Below are 21,309 nucleotides of genomic sequence, written 5' to 3'. Positions count from 1 at the left end.
CATCCCGCCGGATGCCCTGGAAGTCTTCCTCGAAGCCTTTGAAGGCCCGCTCGACCTGTTGCTGTACCTGATCCGCAAACAGAACATCAACATCCTCGACATCCCGGTGGCGGAAATCACCCGCCAGTACATGGGTTACGTCGAGTTGATGCAGTCGGTGCGCCTGGAACTCGCCGCCGAATATCTGGTGATGGCCGCGATGCTCGCCGAGATCAAGTCGCGCATGCTCCTGCCGCGTGCTGAAACGGTCGAAGACGAAGAAGACGACCCGCGCGCCGAACTGATCCGCCGCTTGCAGGAATACGAGCGCTTCAAAGCTGCCGCTGAAGGTATCGACAACCTCAGCCGTGTCGGCCGCGATGTGGTCGTGCCCAAGCTCGACGCCCCGGAAGCCCGGGCGCGCAAGCTGCTGCCGGACGTGGCGCTGGAAGAGATTTTGATGTGCATGGCCGAAGTGCTGCGCCGTGGCGACATGTTTGAAAGCCACCAGGTCAGCCGCGAGGCACTGTCCACACGTGAGCGCATGAGCGATGTGCTGGAACGGCTCAAGGGCGGCGGTTTTGTGCCGTTTGTCGAGCTGTTCACCGCCGAAGAAGGGCGATTGGGTGTGGTGGTGACCTTTATGGCGATCCTTGAACTGGTCAAGGAATCCTTGGTCGAGCTGGTGCAGAATGAGCCGTTCGCCGCGATTCACGTGCGAGCCCGAGCCGAATAACGAGTCGAAACATGAACCTGACTGAACCCCGCGAGCTGGCGCCCCTGCTTGAAGCCTTTTTGTTGGCCTCGGGAAAGCCGCAATCCCTTGAGCGTCTTTTTGAACTGTTCGAAGAAGGCGAACGGCCCGAGCCTGCAGTCTTCAAGAAAGCCTTGACCCTGCTCGGCAAGTCCTGCGAGGGCCGGGCGTTCGAGCTCAAGGAAGTCTCGTCCGGTTATCGCTTGCAGATCCGCGAGAAGTTTTCGCCGTGGGTTGGCCGCCTCTGGGAAGAGCGCCCGCAGCGTTATTCCCGAGCCTTGCTGGAAACCATCGCGCTGATCGCCTATCGCCAGCCGATCACCCGTGGCGAGATCGAAGACGTGCGCGGTGTGGCGGTGAACAGCAACATCGTCAAAACCTTGCTGGAGCGTGAGTGGATTCGTGTCGTCGGCTACCGCGATGTGCCGGGTAAACCGGCGATGTTTGCCACCACCAAGATGTTTCTCGATCACTTCAACCTGAAGAACCTCGAAGACCTGCCGCCACTGGCCGAACTGCGCGAAATGGAAACCGATCCGGTGCTCGATTTCGACGACGCGCCGGTGCCGCAGAGTCTGCAGGAACTGGCCGACGCCAGCGCCGAGCCCGAGGAGGAGAAGGAAGAAACCAGTTTCCATACCTTGCTGCTGGAGCTGGACAGCATGGAGGAGGGCATCAAGACCGACTTCGACGATTTGCTGCGGGATGCGGCGGATGGTGAGGCGTCGACGGTTGAAGCAGAAGTTGAGTCTGAGCCTGAGCCACAGATCGCCGAGCCAACCATCGAAGTTGAACTCGAAGCTGTGCCCGAAGCCGAACCGGAAGAGGACATTCTCGGCGTCGCCGAAGCCCGCGAAAAGCTCTTGGCCGCCGTCGCCGCCCTCGAACAACCCGCGCCCGAACCCGAGCTGAGCGAAGAAGAAGCCGAAGCCCGCGCATTGGCCGAAGCCATCGAAGCCGAACGCCGCGAATTCGAAGACTGATCCGATTCCAAGGACACCGCGAACCCCCTGTAGGAGTGAGCCTGCTCGCGATTGCGGTGTATCTGCCAAGAAGGTGTCGACTGACACACCGCAATCGCGAGCAGGCTCACTCCTACAAGGGATTTGTGTTTTTCCGGAGAAGGCGATGAGTTCGACAAAAGACCCGTGCATCAGCGTCTGCAAATTCACCGACGACATCTGCCTCGGCTGTGGCCGCAGCAAACGCGAAATCAAAGCCTGGAAGAAACTCGACAAGGACGACAAGCGCACGGTGCTCGCCGAAGCCGCGCTGCGCCTGATCAAACTCGGCAACGCCGGCCGGCGGAAAAAGAAATAACTGTCGATCGATCAGCTAGTCTCTGATGCGCGATGGCGCACATCCGCGTATGATTCGCGACCCTTCGCCGATCCCTTCGGCCGAGAACCCAGATTTCAATGCTTCAGGCGCCCAATTCAGAGCGCCTGAACAGACCACACCGGGAGGTGCCCAGATGAGTGACATCAATCAGAAAGACGACCAGGAAATCGGCCCAGCAGGCGAAAAACTGCAGAAAGTCCTCGCCCGTATCGGCGTCGGCTCGCGCCGTGACGTGGAATCCTGGATCAGCCAGGGCCGGATCAAGGTCAATGGCAAAGACGCCACCCTCGGTCTGCGCGTCGACCTGCACGACGCCATCACCATTGATGGCAAGGTGATCAAGCGCGAAGAGGCGGCCGAATCGGTACGCCGCGTGATCATATACAACAAACCCGATGGCGAGATCTGCACCCGTGACGACCCGGAAGGCCGTCCGACTGTGTTCGACAAGCTGCCGCGTCCGAAGGAAGGCCGCTGGATCAACATCGGTCGTCTCGACATCAACACCACCGGTTTGCTGATGTTCACCACCGACGGTGAGCTGGCCAACCGCCTGATGCACCCGTCCTACGAGATGGACCGTGAATACGCGGTGCGTGTACGCGGTGAAGTCGATGACGAAATGATCGAACGTCTGAAAGCTGGCGTGGTGCTGGAAGACGGCCCGGCCAAGTTCACCGACATCAAGCAGGCTCCGGGTGGTGAAGGCTTCAACCACTGGTACCACTGCGTGGTGATGGAAGGCCGTAACCGTGAGGTTCGTCGCCTGTGGGAATCGCAGGGTCTAGTGGTCAGCCGTCTGAAGCGCGTGCGTTTCGGTCCGGTGTTCCTCAACTCGGACCTGCCGATGGGCCGCTGGCGCGAAATGAGCCAGTACGAAGTCGACATCCTCAGTGCTGAAGTCGGCCTGACGCCAGTGGCGATGCCGCAACTGAACGCCAAGAGCAAAGACAAGCTTGAGCGTATGCAGCGCAAATCGTCGCGTCCGATGGGCAAGACCGAGCGCGTACGCACGCTGCGTCCAGCCGCTGGCGCGCCGACCGGCCCACGCCCAAGCCGCGAGCCGCAGATCGAAGGCGAGCGTCCAGGTCGCAAGCCAGTTGCCGCCCGTGACGGCGAGCGCGCTCCGCGTCCGGCCAACGGTCGCACTGAACGTGGCGAGCGCGGTGCTCCGGCCGGTCGCGGTACGCCAGTGGCGGATCGTCCAGCGGACACTACCAACAAGCGTCCGGCCAAGCCTGCGCCGAAGCGTCCGGGGATCAAGCTGGTTGACGGCGACAAGCCGTCGGGCAAGCGTCGTGGTGCTCCGGCAGGTTCGGGTCAGCGTCCGGGTTTCGGTCGCAAGAAGCCGGAATAAGGTAGTTGTGAGCTTCTAGCGGCAAGCTTCAAGCTCAAGCAAAAACGCCAACCTCAGGGTTGGCGTTTTTTTTTGTCTGACGAAAGTGTTGTGGTGGGTGAGAGATGGCTATCGCGAGCAGGCTCACTCCTACAAGGGGAACGCATTTCAAATTGTAGGAGTGAGCCTGCTCGCGATGGCGTCAGGCGCCTAAAACACAAAGCGTCCATCAAACACAGGTTTGTCATCCAGCGCCAAAACACCGCCCGAGAAGATCAGGTCCAGGTGATGGCTGCCCTTGGCCCCGCCGCCCAGCCCCAGGTGCAACCCACAATGCCGCTCCTCAAACCCGGCATTGCGTGCATACAAATCCTTCACGCCTTCATTGGTGCCAATCCCCAATTCCTCAATCCGCCGGTTCGACGGATTCGCATCAAGGTACTTGTTGAAATCATGCTCCAGCCCCGGCACATCCGTGGCGATGCGGCTGATGGTCGAGTTCTCGATCCACAACTCCAGCGGTGATTCGAGTACGCCATATTTGCGCGCAAACGGAATGGTGCTGAGGAACGTACCCTTGAATTTCACATGGCCGTTGATCGCTTCACTGTGCGTGGCGATTTCGCCGGGCGCCAGGTCGAAGTTGCCGACGCCGTTGATGTCGGTCCATTTCTTGATGCTGCTCAGCGGCGTTTCAAACCATGAGCCTTCGTCGTCCTTGAAACTCAGCGTGGTCGCGTGGGACATGCGCTGGATCAAATGGCTGTTCAATCCGGCAATCCGCTGCGGCGTGACACTGAAGGTGTCGTAGAAATAATCACCGTAATCCTTGAACAGCAGCGACTTCTTCCAGTTTTCCGCCATCACGCTTTGCAGCGCACGGACAAACTCCGGGCCGTCAGGGCGTGGATGGGGCAGGGTGGAAGAGTCGTAGAAGAAAATGTACAGATCGCTGTCGGTAATCGCCGAAGTCAGCGCTGCGGTGCTTTCCAGATCCAGGCGTCGAGCGCTGAACTGGAAGCGTGGATGATCACCGGCCTGTTCGGCGATGGCGCCGGTCAGTGCCTGGTAATCCTCCGTGTGGCCGAGCAAAACCCGCGCCGAATCGAGGCCGGCGAGGGCAGGGTGATGTTCGAGGTAGTAAAGGAAATGCGAGATCGCGCGGGGCTTATCCATGAGTCCTCCCTGACTGACCGAGAAAAAAGCGGCAGGCACGACCGGCCGGATCGTGCCTGCCCGGGGATGTCTTACAGAGGCCACATCGCCGTGCCGAACGGAACCACCGCGTCGGCTTGCATCATTTCCACGGCGGCTTCGTGGGTCGGTGCTTCAAACCATTCGTCCAGTTGCAGTTCGGTATCCAAGTCTTTTTCCAGTGCTTGCATGGTCGATCTCCCAGATGGTTTTTTCACGGTTGTGACTGGCCGGTCAGTTGGCCGGCGAGACGTGAAGAACCTAGTTGAGGGTTTTTTGTTATGCAAAAAATTATTTATTTAATTTTTAAATAGACTTTTTATTCCGTTTTTCTGGGGTGGTTTTCTCATTTAAAAACAGAAAACTATCCGAGCCTTTGGATGCGCACGACAGCTACCGTCAATTTGCAGACGTCCTACAGATATTTCTGAATTGGCAATATTGCGTTACGCATCGTAAAGAAATATTTACGGAAAGTGCGCTAAACCCCAGTGGAACCATCCTTGATCCGGCGCTGTAAGGAAAAGCTGCCGCAAGCCCGCCGTTCGGCCACCGTGCGCGGCTCTGGCGCGCTTGTTTCAGCGACGTTTGCAGGGTGAGATGCGCCCCATGCCTGCCGTGCAGGTGCATAACAAGAAGGAGGCGCAATGAACGCCGTGACTGATCTCCACTTCTCTCCGTGGGACGGTTTTTTCCTCGTCCTCGTCGATGGCCCGCAAAGGCCTGACTCATTTTTTGCAGCCGCTCGGGCCTCCCGAGGCGGACACACGCAATCCCGGCAACCGCCACGCTGATCCAGCGGGGTCTGGCAGCAGGGGGTTAGCGGTGTACAATGCGCCGCGTTTTAACTGTGACCCTCTGCGTAATCGCGCAACCTCAAGGCCATCCGCCTTGTTCACTCCGCCGCGCCACAAGCGTGTCGGGTTCGATTTCGTCACAGATAAAAACAAACAGGTGACGCATGACCGTTGTAAATAAGCTGAACTCCTGGTGCCTGCGCTGGGGTTTGATCGGGGCTGCTTGAAATCGCAACCTTGCAGCAACGTCTACTGAACATCATCAAACCTTGCGTGAGACCTTTTTCATGAGTGGACAACCCTCGCAATCAGGCGAGCTGAAACGCGGCCTGAAAAATCGCCACATTCAACTGATCGCCCTCGGTGGCGCGATCGGTACCGGATTGTTCCTCGGCTCGGCCGGGGTACTGAAATCCGCCGGCCCGTCGATGATCCTCGGCTACGCCATCTGCGGCTTCATCGCCTTCATGATCATGCGCCAGTTGGGCGAGATGATTGTTGAAGAGCCGGTGGCCGGTTCCTTCAGTCATTTCGCGCACAAGTACTGGGGCGGCTTTGCCGGTTTCCTCTCGGGCTGGAACTGCTGGATTCTGTACATTCTGGTGGGTATGTCGGAGCTGACGGCGGTCGGCAAGTACATTCACTACTGGGCGCCGGACATCCCGACCTGGGCGTCTGCAGCAGCCTTCTTCGTACTGATCAACGCGATCAACCTGGCCAACGTCAAAGTCTTCGGTGAGGCCGAATTCTGGTTCGCGATCATCAAGGTCGTGGCAATCGTCGGCATGATTGCGCTCGGTAGCTACCTGCTGGTCAGCGGCAACGGCGGCCCGCAAGCTTCGGTAACCAACCTGTGGTCGCACGGCGGGTTCTTCCCCAACGGCGTCAGCGGTCTAGTGATGGCCATGGCGATCATCATGTTCTCCTTCGGCGGTCTGGAAATGCTCGGTTTCACCGCAGCGGAAGCCGACAAGCCGAAAACCGTGATCCCGAAAGCGATCAATCAGGTCATCTACCGCATCCTGATTTTCTACATCGGCGCGCTGGTCATCCTGCTGTCGCTGACCCCGTGGGACAGCCTGCTGGAAACCCTTAACGCGTCCGGCGATTCGTACAGCGGCAGCCCGTTCGTGCAAGTGTTCTCGATGCTCGGCAGCAGCACCGCCGCGCACATCCTCAACTTCGTGGTACTGACTGCGGCATTGTCGGTGTACAACAGCGGCACTTACTGCAACAGCCGCATGTTGCTGGGCATGGCCGAGCAGGGCGATGCGCCGAAAGGCCTGGCGAAGATCGACAAGCGCGGCGTGCCGGTGCGTTCGATTCTGGCCTCGGCAGCGGTGACCGTGATCGCGGTGTTGCTGAACTACCTGATCCCGCACAGCGCGCTGGAACTGCTGATGTCGCTGGTGGTTGCGACGTTGGTGATCAACTGGGCGATGATCAGCTTCTCGCACTTCAAGTTCCGTCAACACATGAACAAGACGAAGCAGACGCCGCTGTTCAAGGCGCTGTGGTACCCGTACGGCAACTATGTCTGCCTGGCGTTCGTGGTGTTCATCCTTGGCGTGATGCTGTTGATCCCGGGGATTCAGATCTCGGTGTACGCGATTCCGGTGTGGGTCGTGTTCATGTGGGTTTGCTACGTGATCAAAAACAAGCGCAGTGCGCAAACTGCGTTGCCTGCGACCGCCAAGTAAGCGCGCGCGCAGAAACGACAAACCCGGCCAAAGTGCCGGGTTTGTCATTTCTGCACATTCGCCCTGTAGGAGCTGCCGCAGGCTGCGATCTTTTGATCTTGCTTGTTAAAAGATCAAAAGATCGCAGCCTGCGGCAGCTCCTACAGGGTTCATGGCGTATCCTGTGCGCTCTGAATACGGACGCTTTTCCATGCTGGTGATTTCCAACAACGTGCATCTGCCGGATGCCGAGATCGAATTGACCGCCATCCGTGCGCAAGGTGCCGGCGGGCAGAACGTCAACAAGGTCTCCAGCGCCATGCACCTGCGCTTCGATATTCCGGCCTCGTCGTTGCCCGAGTTTTACAAGGAGCGCTTGCTGGCGTTGCGCGACAGTCGCATCACCAGCGATGGCGTGTTGATCATCAAGGCCCAGCAATACCGCACGCAGGAAGCCAACCGTGCCGATGCGCTGGAGCGCCTGGTCGAACTGATCCTGAGCGCCACCAAAGTCGAAAAGAAACGCCGCCCGACCAAGCCGACCCTTGGTTCAAAGAAGCGTCGGCTCGAATCGAAAACCAAGCGCGGCAGCATCAAGGCCGGGCGCGGCAAGGTGGATTTCTAGTCTTCGCGATACTTGGCGGTGTGCTTGTACAGATAGACGCTCAGGGCCAATCCGCTTAGCGAGGCAATGGCGGCGAAGAGGAAGATCGAGGCAAAGCCGAATCCTGCGGCAATCGCCCCGGCCAATGGCCCGGTGATCCCCAGCGACAAATCGATGAACAGCGAATAGGCGCCGACCGCTGCGCCACGGCTGGACGCAGGCACCAGATTCACCGCTTCTACGCCCAGCGCCGGGAACACCAGCGAGAAACCGAAACCGCTCAGTGCCGCACCGGCCAGCGCCCAGTGTGCATCCGGGGCGAGCCACAGCAGCAGCAAGCCCAGCGTTTCCACGGACAGACAGGCAATCGCCACGCGGAAGCCGCCGAGGCGGTTGATCAGGTTGCCGAACAGCAGGCGCGCGCCGATGAAGCTGGCGCCGAACAGGCTCAGGCACAGCACGGCGTTGTCCCAATGCTGGGTGGCGTAATAGAGGGTGATGAAGGTGGCGATGGTGCCGAAACCGATCGAGCCCAGCGCCAGACCGCAGCCGTGGGGAAATACTTTACCGAGCACATGCATGAAGGGCAGGCGTTCACCGGCGACAATCGGTGCGGCGGTTTTCGGCCACGCCAGCAGCAAACCAATGATCGCCAGCAAGATGATGCTGACGCCCATGCTCCACAACCCCAGTTTGTCGACCAGCCAGACACCGAACGGTGCACCGATCGCGAGGGCGCCGTAACTGGCGATACCGTTCCAGGAAATCACCTTGGCGGTGTTCGCTGCGCCAACCCGGCCGATGCCCCAACCAATTGAACCGGAACCGACCAGACTTTCGGCGCTGCCCAGCACCAGTCGACCGATCAATAAACTGATCAGGCTGAGCATCGGCATGTTCGGTGTCCACGCCGAGATCAGCATGAACACCCCGCTCAAGCCGCATCCGGCCAAACCAATCATCACCGCACGTTTGCTGCCCTTGTTGTCGATGATCTTGCCGGCATACGGGCGGCTGAGCAGGGTGGCGAGGTATTGCACGCTGATCACCAGGCCGGCGATCACCGCACCGAAACCGAGGTCGCTGTGCACGTAACCCGGCAACACCGCCAGCGGAATGCCGATGTTCAGGTAACCGATGAAGGTGAAGAGGACGATGGAAACGACTTGCAGCGTGACCGCCAGGGGACGCTGGGGTTCGGACATAGAGGACGACATGGGTAACGATCCACGGGGACGGCAGATTAGATAGGCTGCTTATGATACCGGCGCGGACGCGTCTGGGGCGGGAAAAGTAAAACTATTTGCCGGGTGGCGGCTTCAGGATTTGTCCGGGGCAACCAGTTGCGTGGTGACCAGCGCGGCCAGGGCGTTTTCTTCGCTGCCGAAACGGGCGAGCAGGGCGGCGCGTTTTTCCGGGGAGAGGCGGTTCCAGATCTCGATCATCTTCTCGGTGGCGCCGATCAGTACGGCAGCTTGGCTTTCAGAGAATTCGTCGGTCATGGCGGGCTCGGGGTTCAGGCAGTGTGGAAAGCGCATGTTAGCGCTTTCCACACGGTCTGTACGACGGGGTCTTACTCTTCGTTGTCGGCCGGACGGCTTTCAACGGCTTCTTTCGGCTCGGGCTGTTGGGCGCCGGCTTGTTGCGTGGTCGTCTGCTCAGGTACGTGCAGGCTTGGGAAGGGGAGATTAGGAATCTCGTGCATGGTTGCGCTCCTCGCTAAGTCTGTTGATAGATCTGGTAGATCCGCGCTTTTACAAAGCCTGCGCAGGATACAGCAGGAAAAATGACAATCAGACTTTTAATTGAAAATAATGCGACAGATGGCCGCAGGGGAGCAAAAACCGGAAGTCACCGCAAAACAAATGTTGATCGTTCCCACGCTCTGCGTGGGAACGCCTCAATGGACGCTCTGCGTCCGCTGTTGGGGCGCAGAGCGTCCCGGGCTGCATTCCCACGCGGAGCGTGGGAACGATCAACAAAACAAATGTAGGAGCTGCCGAAGGCTGCGATCTTTTGATCTGTGTTTTTAAAATCAAGATCAAAAGATCGCAGCCTGCGGCAGCTCCTACAGGGGGATTGCGGTGTTATTTGCTGACGTTGGCGATTGCTTCGGCCAGCAGCGCGAGGCGCGTGGCGTCGATGCCGGCGACGTTCGCCCGGCCTGAGCTGACCATGTACACACTGTGATGCTCACGCAGTTGTTGCACTTGCTCCGGCGACAGGCCGGTGTAAGAGAACATGCCGCGCTGCACGCCAATGTGCGCAAAGCGCTCGCGCAGACCGTGAGGCTCCAGCGCTTCAACCAGACCGCTGCGCAGTTGCGCAATGCGCAAACGCATGGCTTCCACTTCATCGGCCCAGCGCGCTTTCAGCTCTGGATCGGCGAGGATCGTCGCAACAACAGCAGCACCGTGATCCGGCGGCGTCGACCACAAATTGCGGGCGATGTTGGCCAGTTGGCTGCGGATGTCGATGAGCTTGTCGGCAGTTTTCGCGCAGACAATCAGCGCGCCGGTGCGATCGCGATACAGACCGAAGTTTTTTGAGCAGGAACTGGTGATCAGCAACTCCGGCAGTTCAGCGGCGAACAACCGTGTCGACCATGCATCCTGCTCCAGACCGTCGCCAAAACCCTGGTAGGCAAAGTCGATCAGCGGCAGCAGATTGCGGCTGCGCACCACATCAAGCACGCGCTGCCAGTCGTCATGGTTCAAATCGAAACCGGTCGGGTTGTGGCAGCACGCGTGCAGCAGCACCACATCACCTTTCGGCACTTCATTGAGCACGGCGAGCATGGCTTCGACGTCGAGGCGGTTGTCGCTGCCCACATACGGGTAGTGACTGACCTTGACCCCGGCCGCGGCGAAAATGGTTTCGTGAATCGGCCAGGTCGGGTTGCTCAACCACACGCCTTTGCCTGGCAGGCATTGAGCGATGAAGTCAGCCGCCAGACGCAGCGCACCGGTGCCGCCCGGCGTCTGGGTGGCGCCGGCACGTTGTTCGGCGATCAGCATGGAGTCGGCGCCAAGCACCAACTCGTTGATGACTTTGCCGAACAGCGGGTTGCCGTGGCCGCCAATGTAGGTCTTGGTGTCCTGGCTTTCGACCAGTCGCGCTTCGGCGATTTTCACCGCTTCAGGGATCGGCGTCAGGCCCTGGGCATCCTTGTAGACGCCAACGCCCAGGTCGAATTTGCGCGGGTTGGAGTCCTGCGCATACGCCTCCATCAAGCCGAGGATCGGGTCGCCGGGTACCCGGCCGATGGCGTCGAAGTGCATTACTTGCGTCCTTCTGCAGTCTTGGCCACTTCGTCAGTGCGCGCGGCCATGATGAAGTCGTTGCGGTGCAGGCCTTTGATCGAGTGGCTCCACCAGGTCACGGTGACTTTGCCCCACTCGGTCAGCAGACCCGGGTGGTGACCTTCGGCCTCGGAGATTTCACCGACGGCGTTGGTGAAGGCCAGCGCGTGCTTGAAGTTCTTGAACAGGAAAACTTTCTCCAGCTGCATGATGCTGTCGCGTACTTCGATGTTCCAGTCAGGGATCTGCTTGATCAGGATCGGCAGTTCTTCGTCGCTGACTTGTGGCGCATCGGCGCGGCAGGCTTCGCAGTGGGCTTGGTTCAATGTGGACATGGTCTGTTCCTGAATTCGATTCTTGTTGGAAATTACTATCTTTGCACGCAAGTCGCGAGCGGGATCTGCTCAGGCCGCTTTCGGCTTTGGCGGAAATTTCGGCGCATGCAGACCCAGCTGCATGCCTTGTTTGACCATGGCCATGATGTCTTCATGGGCCACGTCGAACAGGCGCTTGAGGTTCGGCAGGACGAAGTACAGCGGTTGCAGGATGTCGATGCGGTATGGCGTGCGCATTGCTTCGAGCGGGTCGAAGGTTTGATGCTCAGGCTCGTCCGACAGTGAATAAACGGTTTCTTTTGGCGAAGACAGAATGCCGCCGCCGTAGATGCGTTTGCCTTGCGGGGTGTCGACCAGGCCGAACTCGATGGTCATCCAGTACAGGCGCGCCAGGTACACGCGTTCTTCCTTGGTCGCTTGCAGACCGAGTTTGCCGTAGGTATGGGTGAATTCGGCGAACCACGGGTTGGTCAGCAGCGGGCAGTGGCCAAAAATCTCGTGGAAAATGTCCGGCTCTTGCAGGTAGTCCAGCTCTTCGCGGGTGCGGATAAAGGTCGCGACGGGAAACTGCTTGCTGGCGAGCAATTCAAAAAAGGTCTGGAAGGGAATCAGCGCCGGAACCCGCGCGACCTGCCAACCGGTGGTCTCGCCGAGCACCTTGTTGATCTCGCCGAGTTGCGGAATGCGGTCGTGGGGCAGACCGAGTTTCTCGATACCGTCCAGGTACTCCTGGCAGGCACGCCCTTCGATCACTTTCAACTGGCGAGTGATCAGCGTGTTCCACACCGCGTGTTCTTCGGCGGGGTAGTCGATAAAACCTTGCGCATCGGGCTCGCGGGCCACGTATTGCGTCTGCTTCATACTGCTCTCCTGCTAGGGGAATTCGTTCTTGTTATGTCCAGCGATGGACTCAGAATTACCTGAGAGTGGAGTGGTGTGCAGTAGGGTGGATCGCGACCGCGTAGGAAATTTCCGTGGATTTCGTAAAGTTATCGTTACGGTTTAGGCGTTATCGCGCATTTACGGCGATTCGCCGGTTTGAAAAGGCCGACGACTGTCACATAATCTTGACAACTGTTTGCGAGCCACCAAAGAAAACTGGCGGCGCTGTCCCCTGTAGGAGTGAGCCTGCTCGCGATTGCGATGAATCAGTCGCCATCAATATCAACTGACCGACCGCCATCGCGAGCAGGCTCACTCCTACAGGTTTCTCATCGTTTATTCGGGCGATTTATATGCGTATCAAAGTCCACTGCCAGAACCGCATCGGCATCCTGCGCGACATTCTCAACCTGCTGGTGGCCTACGGGATCAACGTCGCGCGCGGCGAGGTCGGTGGTGAGCACGGCAACGCGATCTACCTGCATTGCCCGAACCTGATCAACATTCAATTCCAGGCGCTGCGGCCGAAGTTCGAGGCGATTGCCGGGGTGTTCGGCGTCAAGCGGGTAGGGCTGATGCCCAGCGAGCGTCGGCACATGGAACTGAACGCCTTGCTCGGCGCGCTGGAGTTTCCGGTGTTGTCTATCGACATGGGCGGTTCGATCGTCGCGGCCAACCGCGCGGCGGCACAATTGCTCGGCGTGCGGGTCGATGAGGTGCCAGGCATTCCGTTGTCGCGCTACGCCGAGGATTTCGATTTGCCGGAACTGGTGCGCGCCAACAAATCGCGGATCAACGGCATGCGCGTCAAGGTCAAGGGCGACATCTTTCTCGCCGACATCGCGCCGCTGCAGTCAGAGCATGACGACAGCGAAGCCATGGCCGGTGCGGTGCTGACATTGCATCGCGCGGATCGTGTGGGCGAGCGTATCTACAACGTGCGTAAACAAGAGCTGCGCGGTTTCGACAGCATCTTCCAGAGTTCGAAAGTCATGGCGGCGGTGGTGCGTGAAGCCCGGCGCATGGCACCGCTGGATGCGCCTCTATTAATTGAAGGGGAAACCGGCACCGGCAAGGAGCTGCTGGCGCGCGCCTGCCACCTCGCCAGCCCGCGCGGGCAATCGCCGTTAATGGCACTCAACTGCGCTGGCCTGCCGGAATCGATGGCCGAAACCGAGTTGTTCGGCTACGGCCCTGGCGCGTTCGAAGGCGCTCGCGCCGAAGGCAAGCTCGGCCTGCTGGAACTGACGGCGGGCGGCACGCTGTTTCTCGACGGCGTTGGCGAAATGAGCCCGCGCTTGCAGGTGAAGTTGCTGCGCTTTCTGCAAGACGGCTGCTTCCGTCGTGTCGGCAGCGATGAAGAGGTTTATCTGGATGTGCGGGTGATCTGCGCGACGCAGGTCGACTTATCGGAATTGTGCGCGCGCGGCGAGTTTCGCCAGGATTTGTATCACCGTTTGAACGTGCTCTCGCTGCACATTCCGCCACTGCGCGAATGCCTTGATGGGTTGACGCCGCTGGTTGAACACTTCCTCGATCAGGCCAGTCGGCAGATCGGTTGCCCGTTGCCGAAACTGGCGCCGGCGGCGATGGATCGGCTCAGTCATTACCATTGGCCGGGCAACGTGCGGCAATTGGAGAACGTGCTGTTCCAGGCGGTTTCGTTGTGCGATGGCGGCACGGTGAAAGCCGAGCATATTCGCCTGCCGGATTACGGCGTGCGTCAGCCGCTTGGCGATTTTTCGCTGGAGGGCGGGCTCGACGAGATTGTCGGGCGCTTCGAGAAAGCGGTGCTGGAGCGTTTGTATTCCGAGCATCCGAGCAGCCGGCAGTTGGGTAAGCGGCTGGGGGTTTCGCACACCACCATTGCCAACAAACTGCGTGAATACGAAGTCGGCAAAGACCCCGAAAGCTAAAAGCAACACAGTGGTGAGAAGAACTTTTGTGGCGAGGGGATTTATCCCCGATCGGCTGCGCAGCAGTCGCAAAACCTGCAAATGAGGTCGTCCTGAAGGAAAAGCGGGGCGGCTTCGCCACCCATCGGGGATAAATCCCCTCGCCACAGGGTTATTCATCCAGCCTGAGATCGGGATTGCCGCCAAACGGCATAACACCGCCGGTTTTTCGACTTCGATACATTTCCCCAATCCTCTAAATCTCTCCCAAGTCCTTTGTTTACCGGGCCGCGCGCCGCCAGAAAAAAGTTGGTCTGCAAATTGCTTATGGCTCAGCAGTACAGCAGTGGGCGGCAAACGTCCGGCATGCAGAGGAAAGAGTGTGGACAAGTACCTTTATGTGGCAATGACCGGCGCCAGCCAGAACGCACTGGCGCAAAAGGCGCATGCCAACAACCTGGCGAACATCTCCACCAACGGTTTTCAGCGCGACCTGGAGCAGGCGCGTTCGATGCCGGTGTTTGGTGACGTCTTTCCGGCGCGTGCGTTTGCCATGAGCGAACGGCCCGCCACCGACTTCACGCCAGGCTCGCTGGTGCAGACCGGTCGGGACCTCGACGTCGCCGTGACCGGCAACGGTTTTATCGCCGTGCAGAACCCTAACGGTGGCGAAAGCTACGTGCGCACCGGCAGCCTCAACATCGACGCCCTTGGCGTACTGCGCGCCGGCAACGGCATGCCGGTCATGGGCAACGGCGGTCCGATCGCCGTGCCGCCAGAGCAGCAAGTCGAAGTCGGCGAAGACGGCACCATCAGCATTCGTGCAATGGGTGAAGGCCCGCGCGTCATGGCGGAAGTCGACCGCATCAAGCTGGTCAACCCCGACATCAAGAACATGAACAAAGGCCTCGACGGCTCGATTTATACCAAGGACGGCCAACCGGCGCCGGCCGATGCCAACGTCAAACTGGTCTCGGGTTTCCTTGAGTCGAGCAACGTCAATGCCGTCGAAGAGATGACCTCGGTGCTGGCGCTGGCCAAGCAGTTCGAGTTGCACGTCAAGATGATGAACACCGCCAAAGACGACGACCAGGCCATGGCTCGGGTCTTGCAGATCAGCTAATTATCAGAACGTCGCGCCGTAAAACAGGCGCACGAGGAGAATCGAATGCTTCCGGCTCTATGGGTTGCCAAAACAGGTCTGTCCGCCCAGGACACCAACCTGACTACTATTTCCAACAACCTGGCCAACGTCTCGACCACGGGTTTCAAACGTGACCGCGCCGAGTTCCAGGACCTGCTGTATCAGATCAAGCGTCAGCCAGGCGCCCAGTCGACTCAGGACAGCGAACTGCCGTCGGGTCTGCAAGTGGGTACCGGTGTGCGCATCGTCGGCACGCAGAAAAACTTCACTGCCGGCAGCCTGCAAACCACCGAGCAGCCGCTCGACCTGGCGGTAGACGGTCGCGGTTTCTTCCAGATCCTGCAGCCGGACGGCACCACGTCCTACACCCGTGACGGTACCTTCCACCTCGACTCCAACGGTCAGGTGGTGAACGCCAGCGGCTTCGCCCTGGAGCCAGCGATTGTCATCCCGAACAACGCCCAGACTTTCACGGTCGGTCGTGACGGCACCGTGTCGATCACCGTTGCCGGCAACCCGGCTTCGCAAGTGATCGGCAACCTGCAAACTGCCGACTTCATCAACCCGGCCGGCCTGCAAGCCGTGGGCAACAACCTGTTCCTGGAAACCGCCGCTTCCGGCGCACCGCAAGTCGGTACGCCAGGCCTGAACGGTTTCGGTACCACGCTGCAGAACACCCTGGAAACGTCCAACGTCAGCACCGTTGAAGAGATGGTCAACATGATCACCACTCAGCGCGCCTACGAGATGAACTCCAAGGTGATCTCCACCGCCGACCAGATGCTCTCGTTCGTAACGCAGAATCTGTAATCAAGTCTATGAGGCGGCCATGAGGTCGCCTGCAACACCGTGAGGTAGGGTCATGAATCGCTTCGTATCTGTTCTGGCATTGAGTGGGGTCGTCTCGCTCGCGGGCTGCGTCGCTCCGACGCCCAAGCCCAATGACCCTTACTACGCTCCGGTGTTGCCGCGCACGCCGTTGCCGGCGGCCGCCAATAACGGCTCGATCTATCAGGCCGGCTTCGAGCAGAACCTGTACAGCGATCGCAAGGCGTTCCGGGTCGGTGACATCATCACCATCACCCTGAACGAGCGCACGCAGGCGAGCAAGAACGCCAACTCGCAGATGGACAAGAACAGTGACAACAAGATCGGCCTGACCTCGTTGTTCGGTTCCAGCCTGACCACCAACAACCCGATTGGCGGCAACGACCTGAGTCTGAACGCTGGCTACAGTGCCGACCGCTCGACCAAGGGTGATGCCAAGTCCGGGCAGAGCAACAGCCTGACCGGTTCGATCACTGTGACCGTCGCCGACGTGCTGCCCAACGGCATCATCGCCGTGCGCGGCGAGAAGTGGCTGACGCTGAACACGGGTGACGAATTGGTCCGCATTGCCGGCCTGGTGCGCGCCGATGACATCGCCACGGACAACACCGTGTCGTCGACCCGGGTCGCCGATGCTCGCATCACCTACTCGGGTACCGGCGCGTTTGCCGATACGAGTCAGCCAGGCTGGTTCGACCGTTTCTTCCTCAGCCCGCTGTTCCCTTTCTAGGTGGCTACGTTGAATTTCAAACACCTGATGCTGGCTGCGACCTTGATGTCCGCAGCCTTTGGTGCCCACGCCGAGCGGCTGAAAGATATCGCCAGCATTTCCGGCGTGCGTTCCAACCAGTTGATCGGTTACGGCCTGGTGGTCGGGCTTAACGGCACCGGCGACCAGACGACGCAAACCCCGTTCACCCTGCAGACCTTCAACAACATGCTCTCGCAGTTCGGTATCAAGGTACCGCCGGGATCGGGCAACGTGCAGCTGAAAAACGTCGCGGCGGTGTCGATCAGTGCCGACTTGCCGGCGTTCGCCAAACCGGGTCAGCAGGTCGACATCACAGTGTCCTCGATCGGTAACTCCAAGAGCCTGCGTGGCGGCACCCTGTTGCTGACCCCGCTCAAGGGTATCGATGGCAACGTCTATGCGGTCGCTCAGGGCAACCTGGTGGTCGGCGGTTTTGATGCTGAAGGCCGTGACGGTTCGAAGATCACCGTCAACGTTCCGTCGGCCGGTCGCATCCCTGGCGGTGCTTCGGTGGAGCGTTCGGTACCGAGTGGTTTCAATCAGGGCAACAGCCTGACGCTGAACCTCAACCGTTCCGACTTCACCACTGCCAAGCGCATCGTCGACAAGATCAACGACATGCTCGGCCCTGGCGTGGCACAAGCCATCGACGGCGGCTCGGTACGTGTGACGGCACCGCTCGATCCGAGCCAGCGCGTCGACTATCTGTCGATCCTGGAAAACCTCGAAGTCGATCCGGGCCAGGCTGTGGCGAAAGTCATCATCAACTCGCGCACCGGCACCATTGTCATTGGCCAGAACGTGAAAGTCTCGCCAGCCGCCGTGACCCACGGCAGCCTGACCGTGACCATCACCGAAGACCCGATTGTCAGCCAGCCAGGTCCGCTGTCCAACGGCCAGACCGCTGTCGTGCCACGCTCGCGGGTCAACGCCGAGCAGGAAGCCAAACCGATGTTCAAATTCGGCCCGGGCACCACCCTCGACGAGATCGTGCGTGCGGTGAACCAGGTCGGCGCGGCGCCGGGTGACTTGATGGCGATCCTTGAAGCATTGAAGCAGGCCGGTGCGTTGCAAGCCGACCTGATCGTGATCTGAGGCCGACCTTTATGGATATGCGCAAAAGCGGTCTGGTCAGCAGCAGCGATTCGGGGTCTTACTCTGACCTCAATCGTCTGAACCAGCTCAAGGTCGGCGACAAGGACAGCGATGCGAACATGCGCAAGGTGGCGCAGGAATTCGAATCGCTGTTCCTCGGTGAAATGCTCAAGTCGATGCGTTCGGCCACTGAGGCACTGGGCCAGGACAACCCGCTGAACACGCCGGCAGCCAAGCAGTATCAGGAAATGTACGACCAGCAATTGGCGGTGTCGCTGTCCCGTGAGGGCGGTGGTATCGGCTTGGCCGACGTGCTGATGCGCCAGATGTCGAAGAACAAACCGCTGGCGCCGGGCGAGGCGGCTGCCGCGTCCGCCGCCAAGCAGGAAGCCGCCCTGGCCAAGGCCGCGGCCGTGGCAACGCCGATTGCTGCTGGCACCGTCGCCACCAACGGGCCGTTGTCGCGCCTCAATGGTGAACGTCCGTTGTGGGCGTCGCGCTCGGTGAATGCACCGAACACGCAGTTGGCGCATCGCAATGACATGGAAATGATCAACCAGCGCCGGTTGGCCTTGCCGCCGAAACTGGCCGACCGTTTGCTCGCCGGCCTGGTGCCATCGGCCACGACCAACGCCACGACGCAATTGCCGCAACGCGCAACGACGACGGCGGCGACGACCGGCTCCGGCGCGCTGTACAACGGCGACTGGCTGGCCCGTGCGGAAAACGAAAAAGCCTCCGGCGGCCAGATGCAGGTTTACGGTCGCGCCATGGCGCAGATTCCGCTGGCACCGGCGAAAAAAGCCTTCAGTTCCGCCGACGAATTCGTCAACACCATGCTGCCGATGGCCAAGGAAGCTGCCGACCGCATCGGCGTCGATCCGCGTTATCTGGTGGCGCAAGCCGCACTGGAAACCGGCTGGGGCAAATCGGTCATGCGCGCACAGGATGGCAGCAGCAGCCACAACCTGTTCGGCATCAAGGCGAGCAGCAACTGGAAGGGCGATTCGGCCCGTGCGATCACCAGCGAGTTCCGCAACGGTGCGATGGTCAAGGAGACGGCCGAGTTCCGTTCCTACGCCTCGTACAAGGACAGCTTCCACGATCTGGTGACTTTGCTGCAGAGCAATAATCGCTATCAAGAAGTGCTGAAGTCGGCCGATAACCCAGAACAGTTTGTACGTGAGTTGCAAAAGGCCGGTTACGCCACCGACCCGAACTACGCGACAAAGATTTCGCAGATTGCCAAGCAGATGAACGTAACTCAGAACTACGCTGCGGCGGGCGTTACGACAACGCCTCTATAAAACATAAAGTAAGGTTTGAACCATGAGTTTGCTCAACATCGGGATGTCGGGTTTATCCGCTAGCCAATCTTCGTTGATGGTGACCGGCAACAACATTGCCAACGTCGATACGGCCGGCTACTCGCGCCAGCAAACCGTGCAGAATTCAAAAAGCTCGATTCAGAACGGCAACCTCTGGATCGGCACCGGTACCACCCTGGCCGACGTGCGCCGGGTGTACAACAGCTACATCGACGCCCAGTTGCAGACCACCACCTCGCTCAACAGCGATGCGGCGGCTTACCTGGGTCAGGTCACGCCGCTGGACAAGTTGTTGTCCGACAGCGGCACTGGCCTCAATGGTGCGCTGACCAAGTTCTTCGCCTCGGTACAGAACGTCAACGCCAAGCCGGGTGATGACGCCTCGCGCCAACTGCTGCTCAGCGATGCGCAAGCACTGAGCGCTCGCTTCAACTCGGTTTCCAGCCAGTTGAATGCGCAGAACCAGGACATCAACGGCAACCTGACCAGCATGGCTGATCAGGTCAACAAACTGGCCGCGACTGTCGCCCAGTTGAACCAGAAGATTTCTGAAATCTCCAACGCCGGCGGCCAGCCCAACGAGCTGCTCGATGCGCGTAACGAGACCATTCGCCAGCTGTCGACGTTCACCGGTGCACAGGTCGTCGAACGTGGCGGCAACATGGACATCTACCTGGGCAACGGTCAACCGCTGGTGATGGGCAGCAATGCCAGCAAGCTGGAAGTCACGCCTAGCAAAGCCGATCCATCGCGCATGGGCATCCAGATCAACAACGGTTCGACCAGCATCGACATCACCTCGGGTATCACCGGTGGCGAAATCGGCGGCCTGCTGCGTTATCGCAGTACCGTGCTGGACCCGGCGATGAACGAGTTGGGTCGTGTCGCGTTGGTCGTCGCCGACCAGATGAACACGATTCAGGCGCAGGGCATCGACAAGAACGGTGACTTCGGCAGCAACCTGTTCACCAACATCAACAGCGCCGCCAACCTGGCGTCGCGCAGCACCGCCACCCTCGGCAACAGCGCCGGTTCCGGCGACTTCGATGTGACCATCGAGGACACCGGCAAACTAACCATCAACGATTACAAGGTGACCTTCACCAGCGCCACGGATTACACCGTGCAGCGTCTGCCGGAAGGTACTGCAATGGGCGCGTTCAGCACCACCACCAACCCGGCGCCGGTGATCGACGGCTTCTCGCTGAAACTCACCAACGGTGGGGCTGCGGCAGGTGACACTTTCAAGATCAGCCCGACCCGTGACGCAGCCACCAACATCAAGACCGAGATGACCGACTCCAAGCGTCTGGCCATCGCCGCGCCGTTGGGCGCCGCCATCGCGGCAGGTGGCAGCGGTACACTGACCATTCCGGCCAGTGGTCAACCGACCCTGACCACCAAGTTCGACATTTACGACGCGGCCACCACCACCGCCATGCAGAACGGCTTGAAGAATTCGACGCCGGTCAAAGTGGTGTTTGGCGACCCGTCGGCTGACGGCACCACGCAGAGCTATCAATTGCTCGATGCCAAGGGTGGCGTGCTGAGCAGCGGTACCATTCAGCCGGGGCAGAACAACACCTTGAACCTGAGCATTCCGCTCAAGGATTCGACCGGTGCGCCGATCCCGCCAGCGCCTGCCACGCAGTACACCGTTAATTTCGACATGTCGATCGCCGGTTCGCCTGCCAAGGGCACCGCGATCAACGTCAGCCTGAGCCAGCCGGGTTCTCTGGACAACCGCAACGGCACAACGCTGGCGGGTCTGCAGACTGCGCAGACGGTCGACACCGGTTCGGCCAGCAAAGGTATTTCGCTGAATGACGCCTACGGCAAACTGGTCGAAGGCGTGGGTGCCAAAGCCGCTCAAGGCAAGCTCGACGGCGCCGCCACGGACGCAATTCTGGCCAATGCCAAAGGCGCCCGCGACTCGCTGTCCGGCGTCGACCTGGACGAAGAGACCGGCAACCTGGTCAAGTTCCAGCAGTACTACACCGCTTCCTCGCAGATCATCAAAGCTGCGCAGGAAATCTTCAGCACACTGATCAACAGTCTTTAAGGA

Annotated in this window: 21 protein-coding genes; 13 read left to right on the top strand and 8 right to left on the bottom strand. The window is 59.8% G+C overall.

From position 1 onward, the window contains the following. Positions 1-16 precede the first annotated feature (16 nt). The 4 genes from ACZZ0B_RS18295 (at position 17) to rluB (ending at position 3,431) form a co-directional block, all read left to right on the top strand. Positions 17-715 carry a segregation and condensation protein A gene (locus ACZZ0B_RS18295; RefSeq protein ID WP_171057271.1) on the top strand — a complete coding sequence of 233 codons (699 nt, stop codon included), beginning with the start codon at positions 17-19 and terminating at the stop codon, positions 713-715. A gap of 11 nt (positions 716-726) precedes the next feature. Further along, a complete protein-coding gene (gene scpB, locus ACZZ0B_RS18290) occupies positions 727-1,716 on the top strand; it encodes an SMC-Scp complex subunit ScpB (RefSeq protein WP_008088828.1) in 990 nt (329 codons plus the stop codon). Between the two features lie 145 nt (positions 1,717-1,861). Continuing rightward, complete coding sequence (locus ACZZ0B_RS18285) at positions 1,862-2,053, top strand: DUF1289 domain-containing protein (RefSeq protein WP_008088829.1); 192 nt, start codon at positions 1,862-1,864, stop codon at positions 2,051-2,053. A gap of 154 nt (positions 2,054-2,207) precedes the next feature. After that, a complete protein-coding gene (gene rluB, locus ACZZ0B_RS18280) occupies positions 2,208-3,431 on the top strand; it encodes a 23S rRNA pseudouridine(2605) synthase RluB (RefSeq protein WP_463545925.1) in 1,224 nt (407 codons plus the stop codon). A 189-nt stretch (positions 3,432-3,620) separates the two neighbouring features. On the opposite strand, the gene ACZZ0B_RS18275 is transcribed toward rluB, so the two are convergent. Further along, on the bottom strand, positions 3,621-4,586 hold the full coding sequence (locus tag ACZZ0B_RS18275; protein ID WP_008088831.1) for a M29 family metallopeptidase: 966 nt from the start codon (positions 4,584-4,586) through the stop codon (positions 3,621-3,623). Positions 4,587-4,657: 71 nt separating this feature from the next. Next, positions 4,658-4,795: a hypothetical protein gene (locus ACZZ0B_RS18270; RefSeq protein WP_003222780.1), complete on the bottom strand. Its 138-nt coding sequence runs from the start codon at positions 4,793-4,795 to the stop codon at positions 4,658-4,660. Between the two features lie 893 nt (positions 4,796-5,688). Between ACZZ0B_RS18270 and ACZZ0B_RS18265 the strand changes: the two genes are divergently transcribed. Continuing rightward, positions 5,689-7,101, top strand: a complete 1,413-nt coding sequence (locus ACZZ0B_RS18265) for an amino acid permease (RefSeq protein WP_008088839.1) — start codon at positions 5,689-5,691, stop codon at positions 7,099-7,101. 190 nt (positions 7,102-7,291) lie between these two features. After that, a complete protein-coding gene (arfB, locus tag ACZZ0B_RS18260; protein ID WP_007920134.1) occupies positions 7,292-7,705 on the top strand; it encodes an alternative ribosome rescue aminoacyl-tRNA hydrolase ArfB in 414 nt (137 codons plus the stop codon). On the opposite strand, the gene ACZZ0B_RS18255 is transcribed toward arfB, so the two are convergent. The 6 genes from ACZZ0B_RS18255 to phhA form a co-directional block, all read right to left on the bottom strand. Next, a complete protein-coding gene (locus ACZZ0B_RS18255; RefSeq protein WP_463546947.1) occupies positions 7,702-8,889 on the bottom strand; it encodes an MFS transporter in 1,188 nt (395 codons plus the stop codon). The genes arfB and ACZZ0B_RS18255 overlap by 4 nt on opposite strands. Before the next feature lie 114 nt (positions 8,890-9,003). Continuing rightward, the gene (locus ACZZ0B_RS18250; RefSeq protein ID WP_008088843.1) at positions 9,004-9,222 is read right to left on the bottom strand and encodes a hypothetical protein; all 219 of its coding nucleotides are present in this window, start codon (positions 9,220-9,222) and stop codon (positions 9,004-9,006) included. A gap of 35 nt (positions 9,223-9,257) precedes the next feature. Further along, a complete protein-coding gene (locus ACZZ0B_RS18245; RefSeq protein ID WP_008088845.1) occupies positions 9,258-9,389 on the bottom strand; it encodes a hypothetical protein in 132 nt (43 codons plus the stop codon). A gap of 382 nt (positions 9,390-9,771) precedes the next feature. Further along, positions 9,772-10,965 carry an amino acid aminotransferase gene (locus ACZZ0B_RS18240; RefSeq protein ID WP_463545924.1) on the bottom strand — a complete coding sequence of 398 codons (1,194 nt, stop codon included), beginning with the start codon at positions 10,963-10,965 and terminating at the stop codon, positions 9,772-9,774. Further along, entirely contained in the window at positions 10,965-11,321 is a 357-nt protein-coding gene (locus ACZZ0B_RS18235) for a 4a-hydroxytetrahydrobiopterin dehydratase (protein WP_003222798.1), read from the bottom strand. Before ACZZ0B_RS18235 ends, ACZZ0B_RS18240 begins: the two co-directional genes overlap by 1 nt. Positions 11,322-11,390: 69 nt before the next feature. Then, positions 11,391-12,182: a phenylalanine 4-monooxygenase gene (gene phhA / locus ACZZ0B_RS18230; RefSeq protein ID WP_158830660.1), complete on the bottom strand. Its 792-nt coding sequence runs from the start codon at positions 12,180-12,182 to the stop codon at positions 11,391-11,393. A 374-nt stretch (positions 12,183-12,556) separates the two neighbouring features. Here phhA and ACZZ0B_RS18225 point away from each other — a divergent pair, with 374 nt between their 5' ends. The 7 genes from ACZZ0B_RS18225 to flgK all read left to right on the top strand — a co-directional run bounded on the left by ACZZ0B_RS18225 (position 12,557) and on the right by flgK (position 21,306). Beyond that, the gene (locus ACZZ0B_RS18225; RefSeq protein WP_463545923.1) at positions 12,557-14,119 is read left to right on the top strand and encodes a sigma-54-dependent transcriptional regulator; all 1,563 of its coding nucleotides are present in this window, start codon (positions 12,557-12,559) and stop codon (positions 14,117-14,119) included. Positions 14,120-14,480: 361 nt separating this feature from the next. Further along, complete coding sequence (locus ACZZ0B_RS18220; protein WP_008085975.1) at positions 14,481-15,221, top strand: flagellar basal body rod protein FlgF; 741 nt, start codon at positions 14,481-14,483, stop codon at positions 15,219-15,221. 45 nt (positions 15,222-15,266) lie between these two features. Beyond that, on the top strand, positions 15,267-16,052 hold the full coding sequence (gene flgG / locus ACZZ0B_RS18215) for a flagellar basal-body rod protein FlgG (RefSeq protein WP_008085973.1): 786 nt from the start codon (positions 15,267-15,269) through the stop codon (positions 16,050-16,052). A 52-nt stretch (positions 16,053-16,104) separates the two neighbouring features. Further along, complete coding sequence (flgH, locus tag ACZZ0B_RS18210; RefSeq protein WP_158830659.1) at positions 16,105-16,800, top strand: flagellar basal body L-ring protein FlgH; 696 nt, start codon at positions 16,105-16,107, stop codon at positions 16,798-16,800. Between the two features lie 27 nt (positions 16,801-16,827). Then, positions 16,828-17,916, top strand: a complete 1,089-nt coding sequence (locus ACZZ0B_RS18205; RefSeq protein ID WP_081500479.1) for a flagellar basal body P-ring protein FlgI — start codon at positions 16,828-16,830, stop codon at positions 17,914-17,916. Between the two features lie 11 nt (positions 17,917-17,927). After that, entirely contained in the window at positions 17,928-19,223 is a 1,296-nt protein-coding gene (flgJ, locus tag ACZZ0B_RS18200) for a flagellar assembly peptidoglycan hydrolase FlgJ (RefSeq protein ID WP_463545922.1), read from the top strand. Positions 19,224-19,245: 22 nt separating this feature from the next. After that, positions 19,246-21,306, top strand: coding sequence for a flagellar hook-associated protein FlgK (gene flgK, locus ACZZ0B_RS18195; protein ID WP_158830657.1), 2,061 nt, complete (start codon positions 19,246-19,248; stop codon positions 21,304-21,306). Positions 21,307-21,309: the final 3 nt, after the last annotated feature.

Source organism: Pseudomonas sp. AC247 (assembly GCF_979258015.1).
The sequence above is the reverse complement of the archived record's forward strand: the minus strand, read 5'-3'. Positions and strand labels throughout refer to the sequence as shown.

Bases quoted from the DNA above. Each gene is read 5' to 3' on its own strand.
- scpB (WP_008088828.1), top strand. From the start codon at position 727: ATGAACCTGACTGAACCCCGCGAGCTGGCGCCCCTGCTTGAAGCCTTT.
- ACZZ0B_RS18285 (WP_008088829.1), top strand. From the start codon at position 1,862: ATGAGTTCGACAAAAGACCCGTGCATCAGCGTCTGCAAATTCACCGAC.
- rluB (WP_463545925.1), top strand. From the start codon at position 2,208: ATGAGTGACATCAATCAGAAAGACGACCAGGAAATCGGCCCAGCAGGC.
- ACZZ0B_RS18275 (WP_008088831.1), bottom strand. From the start codon at position 4,586: ATGGATAAGCCCCGCGCGATCTCGCATTTCCTTTACTACCTCGAACAT.
- ACZZ0B_RS18270 (WP_003222780.1), bottom strand. From the start codon at position 4,795: ATGCAAGCACTGGAAAAAGACTTGGATACCGAACTGCAACTGGACGAA.
- ACZZ0B_RS18265 (WP_008088839.1), top strand. From the start codon at position 5,689: ATGAGTGGACAACCCTCGCAATCAGGCGAGCTGAAACGCGGCCTGAAA.
- arfB (WP_007920134.1), top strand. From the start codon at position 7,292: ATGCTGGTGATTTCCAACAACGTGCATCTGCCGGATGCCGAGATCGAA.
- ACZZ0B_RS18255 (WP_463546947.1), bottom strand. From the start codon at position 8,889: ATGTCCGAACCCCAGCGTCCCCTGGCGGTCACGCTGCAAGTCGTTTCC.
- ACZZ0B_RS18250 (WP_008088843.1), bottom strand. From the start codon at position 9,222: ATGCGCTTTCCACACTGCCTGAACCCCGAGCCCGCCATGACCGACGAA.
- ACZZ0B_RS18245 (WP_008088845.1), bottom strand. From the start codon at position 9,389: ATGCACGAGATTCCTAATCTCCCCTTCCCAAGCCTGCACGTACCTGAG.
- ACZZ0B_RS18240 (WP_463545924.1), bottom strand. From the start codon at position 10,965: ATGCACTTCGACGCCATCGGCCGGGTACCCGGCGACCCGATCCTCGGC.
- ACZZ0B_RS18235 (WP_003222798.1), bottom strand. From the start codon at position 11,321: ATGTCCACATTGAACCAAGCCCACTGCGAAGCCTGCCGCGCCGATGCG.
- phhA (WP_158830660.1), bottom strand. From the start codon at position 12,182: ATGAAGCAGACGCAATACGTGGCCCGCGAGCCCGATGCGCAAGGTTTT.
- ACZZ0B_RS18225 (WP_463545923.1), top strand. From the start codon at position 12,557: ATGCGTATCAAAGTCCACTGCCAGAACCGCATCGGCATCCTGCGCGAC.
- flgG (WP_008085973.1), top strand. From the start codon at position 15,267: ATGCTTCCGGCTCTATGGGTTGCCAAAACAGGTCTGTCCGCCCAGGAC.
- flgH (WP_158830659.1), top strand. From the start codon at position 16,105: ATGAATCGCTTCGTATCTGTTCTGGCATTGAGTGGGGTCGTCTCGCTC.
- ACZZ0B_RS18205 (WP_081500479.1), top strand. From the start codon at position 16,828: ATGCTGGCTGCGACCTTGATGTCCGCAGCCTTTGGTGCCCACGCCGAG.
- flgJ (WP_463545922.1), top strand. From the start codon at position 17,928: ATGGATATGCGCAAAAGCGGTCTGGTCAGCAGCAGCGATTCGGGGTCT.
- flgK (WP_158830657.1), top strand. From the start codon at position 19,246: ATGAGTTTGCTCAACATCGGGATGTCGGGTTTATCCGCTAGCCAATCT.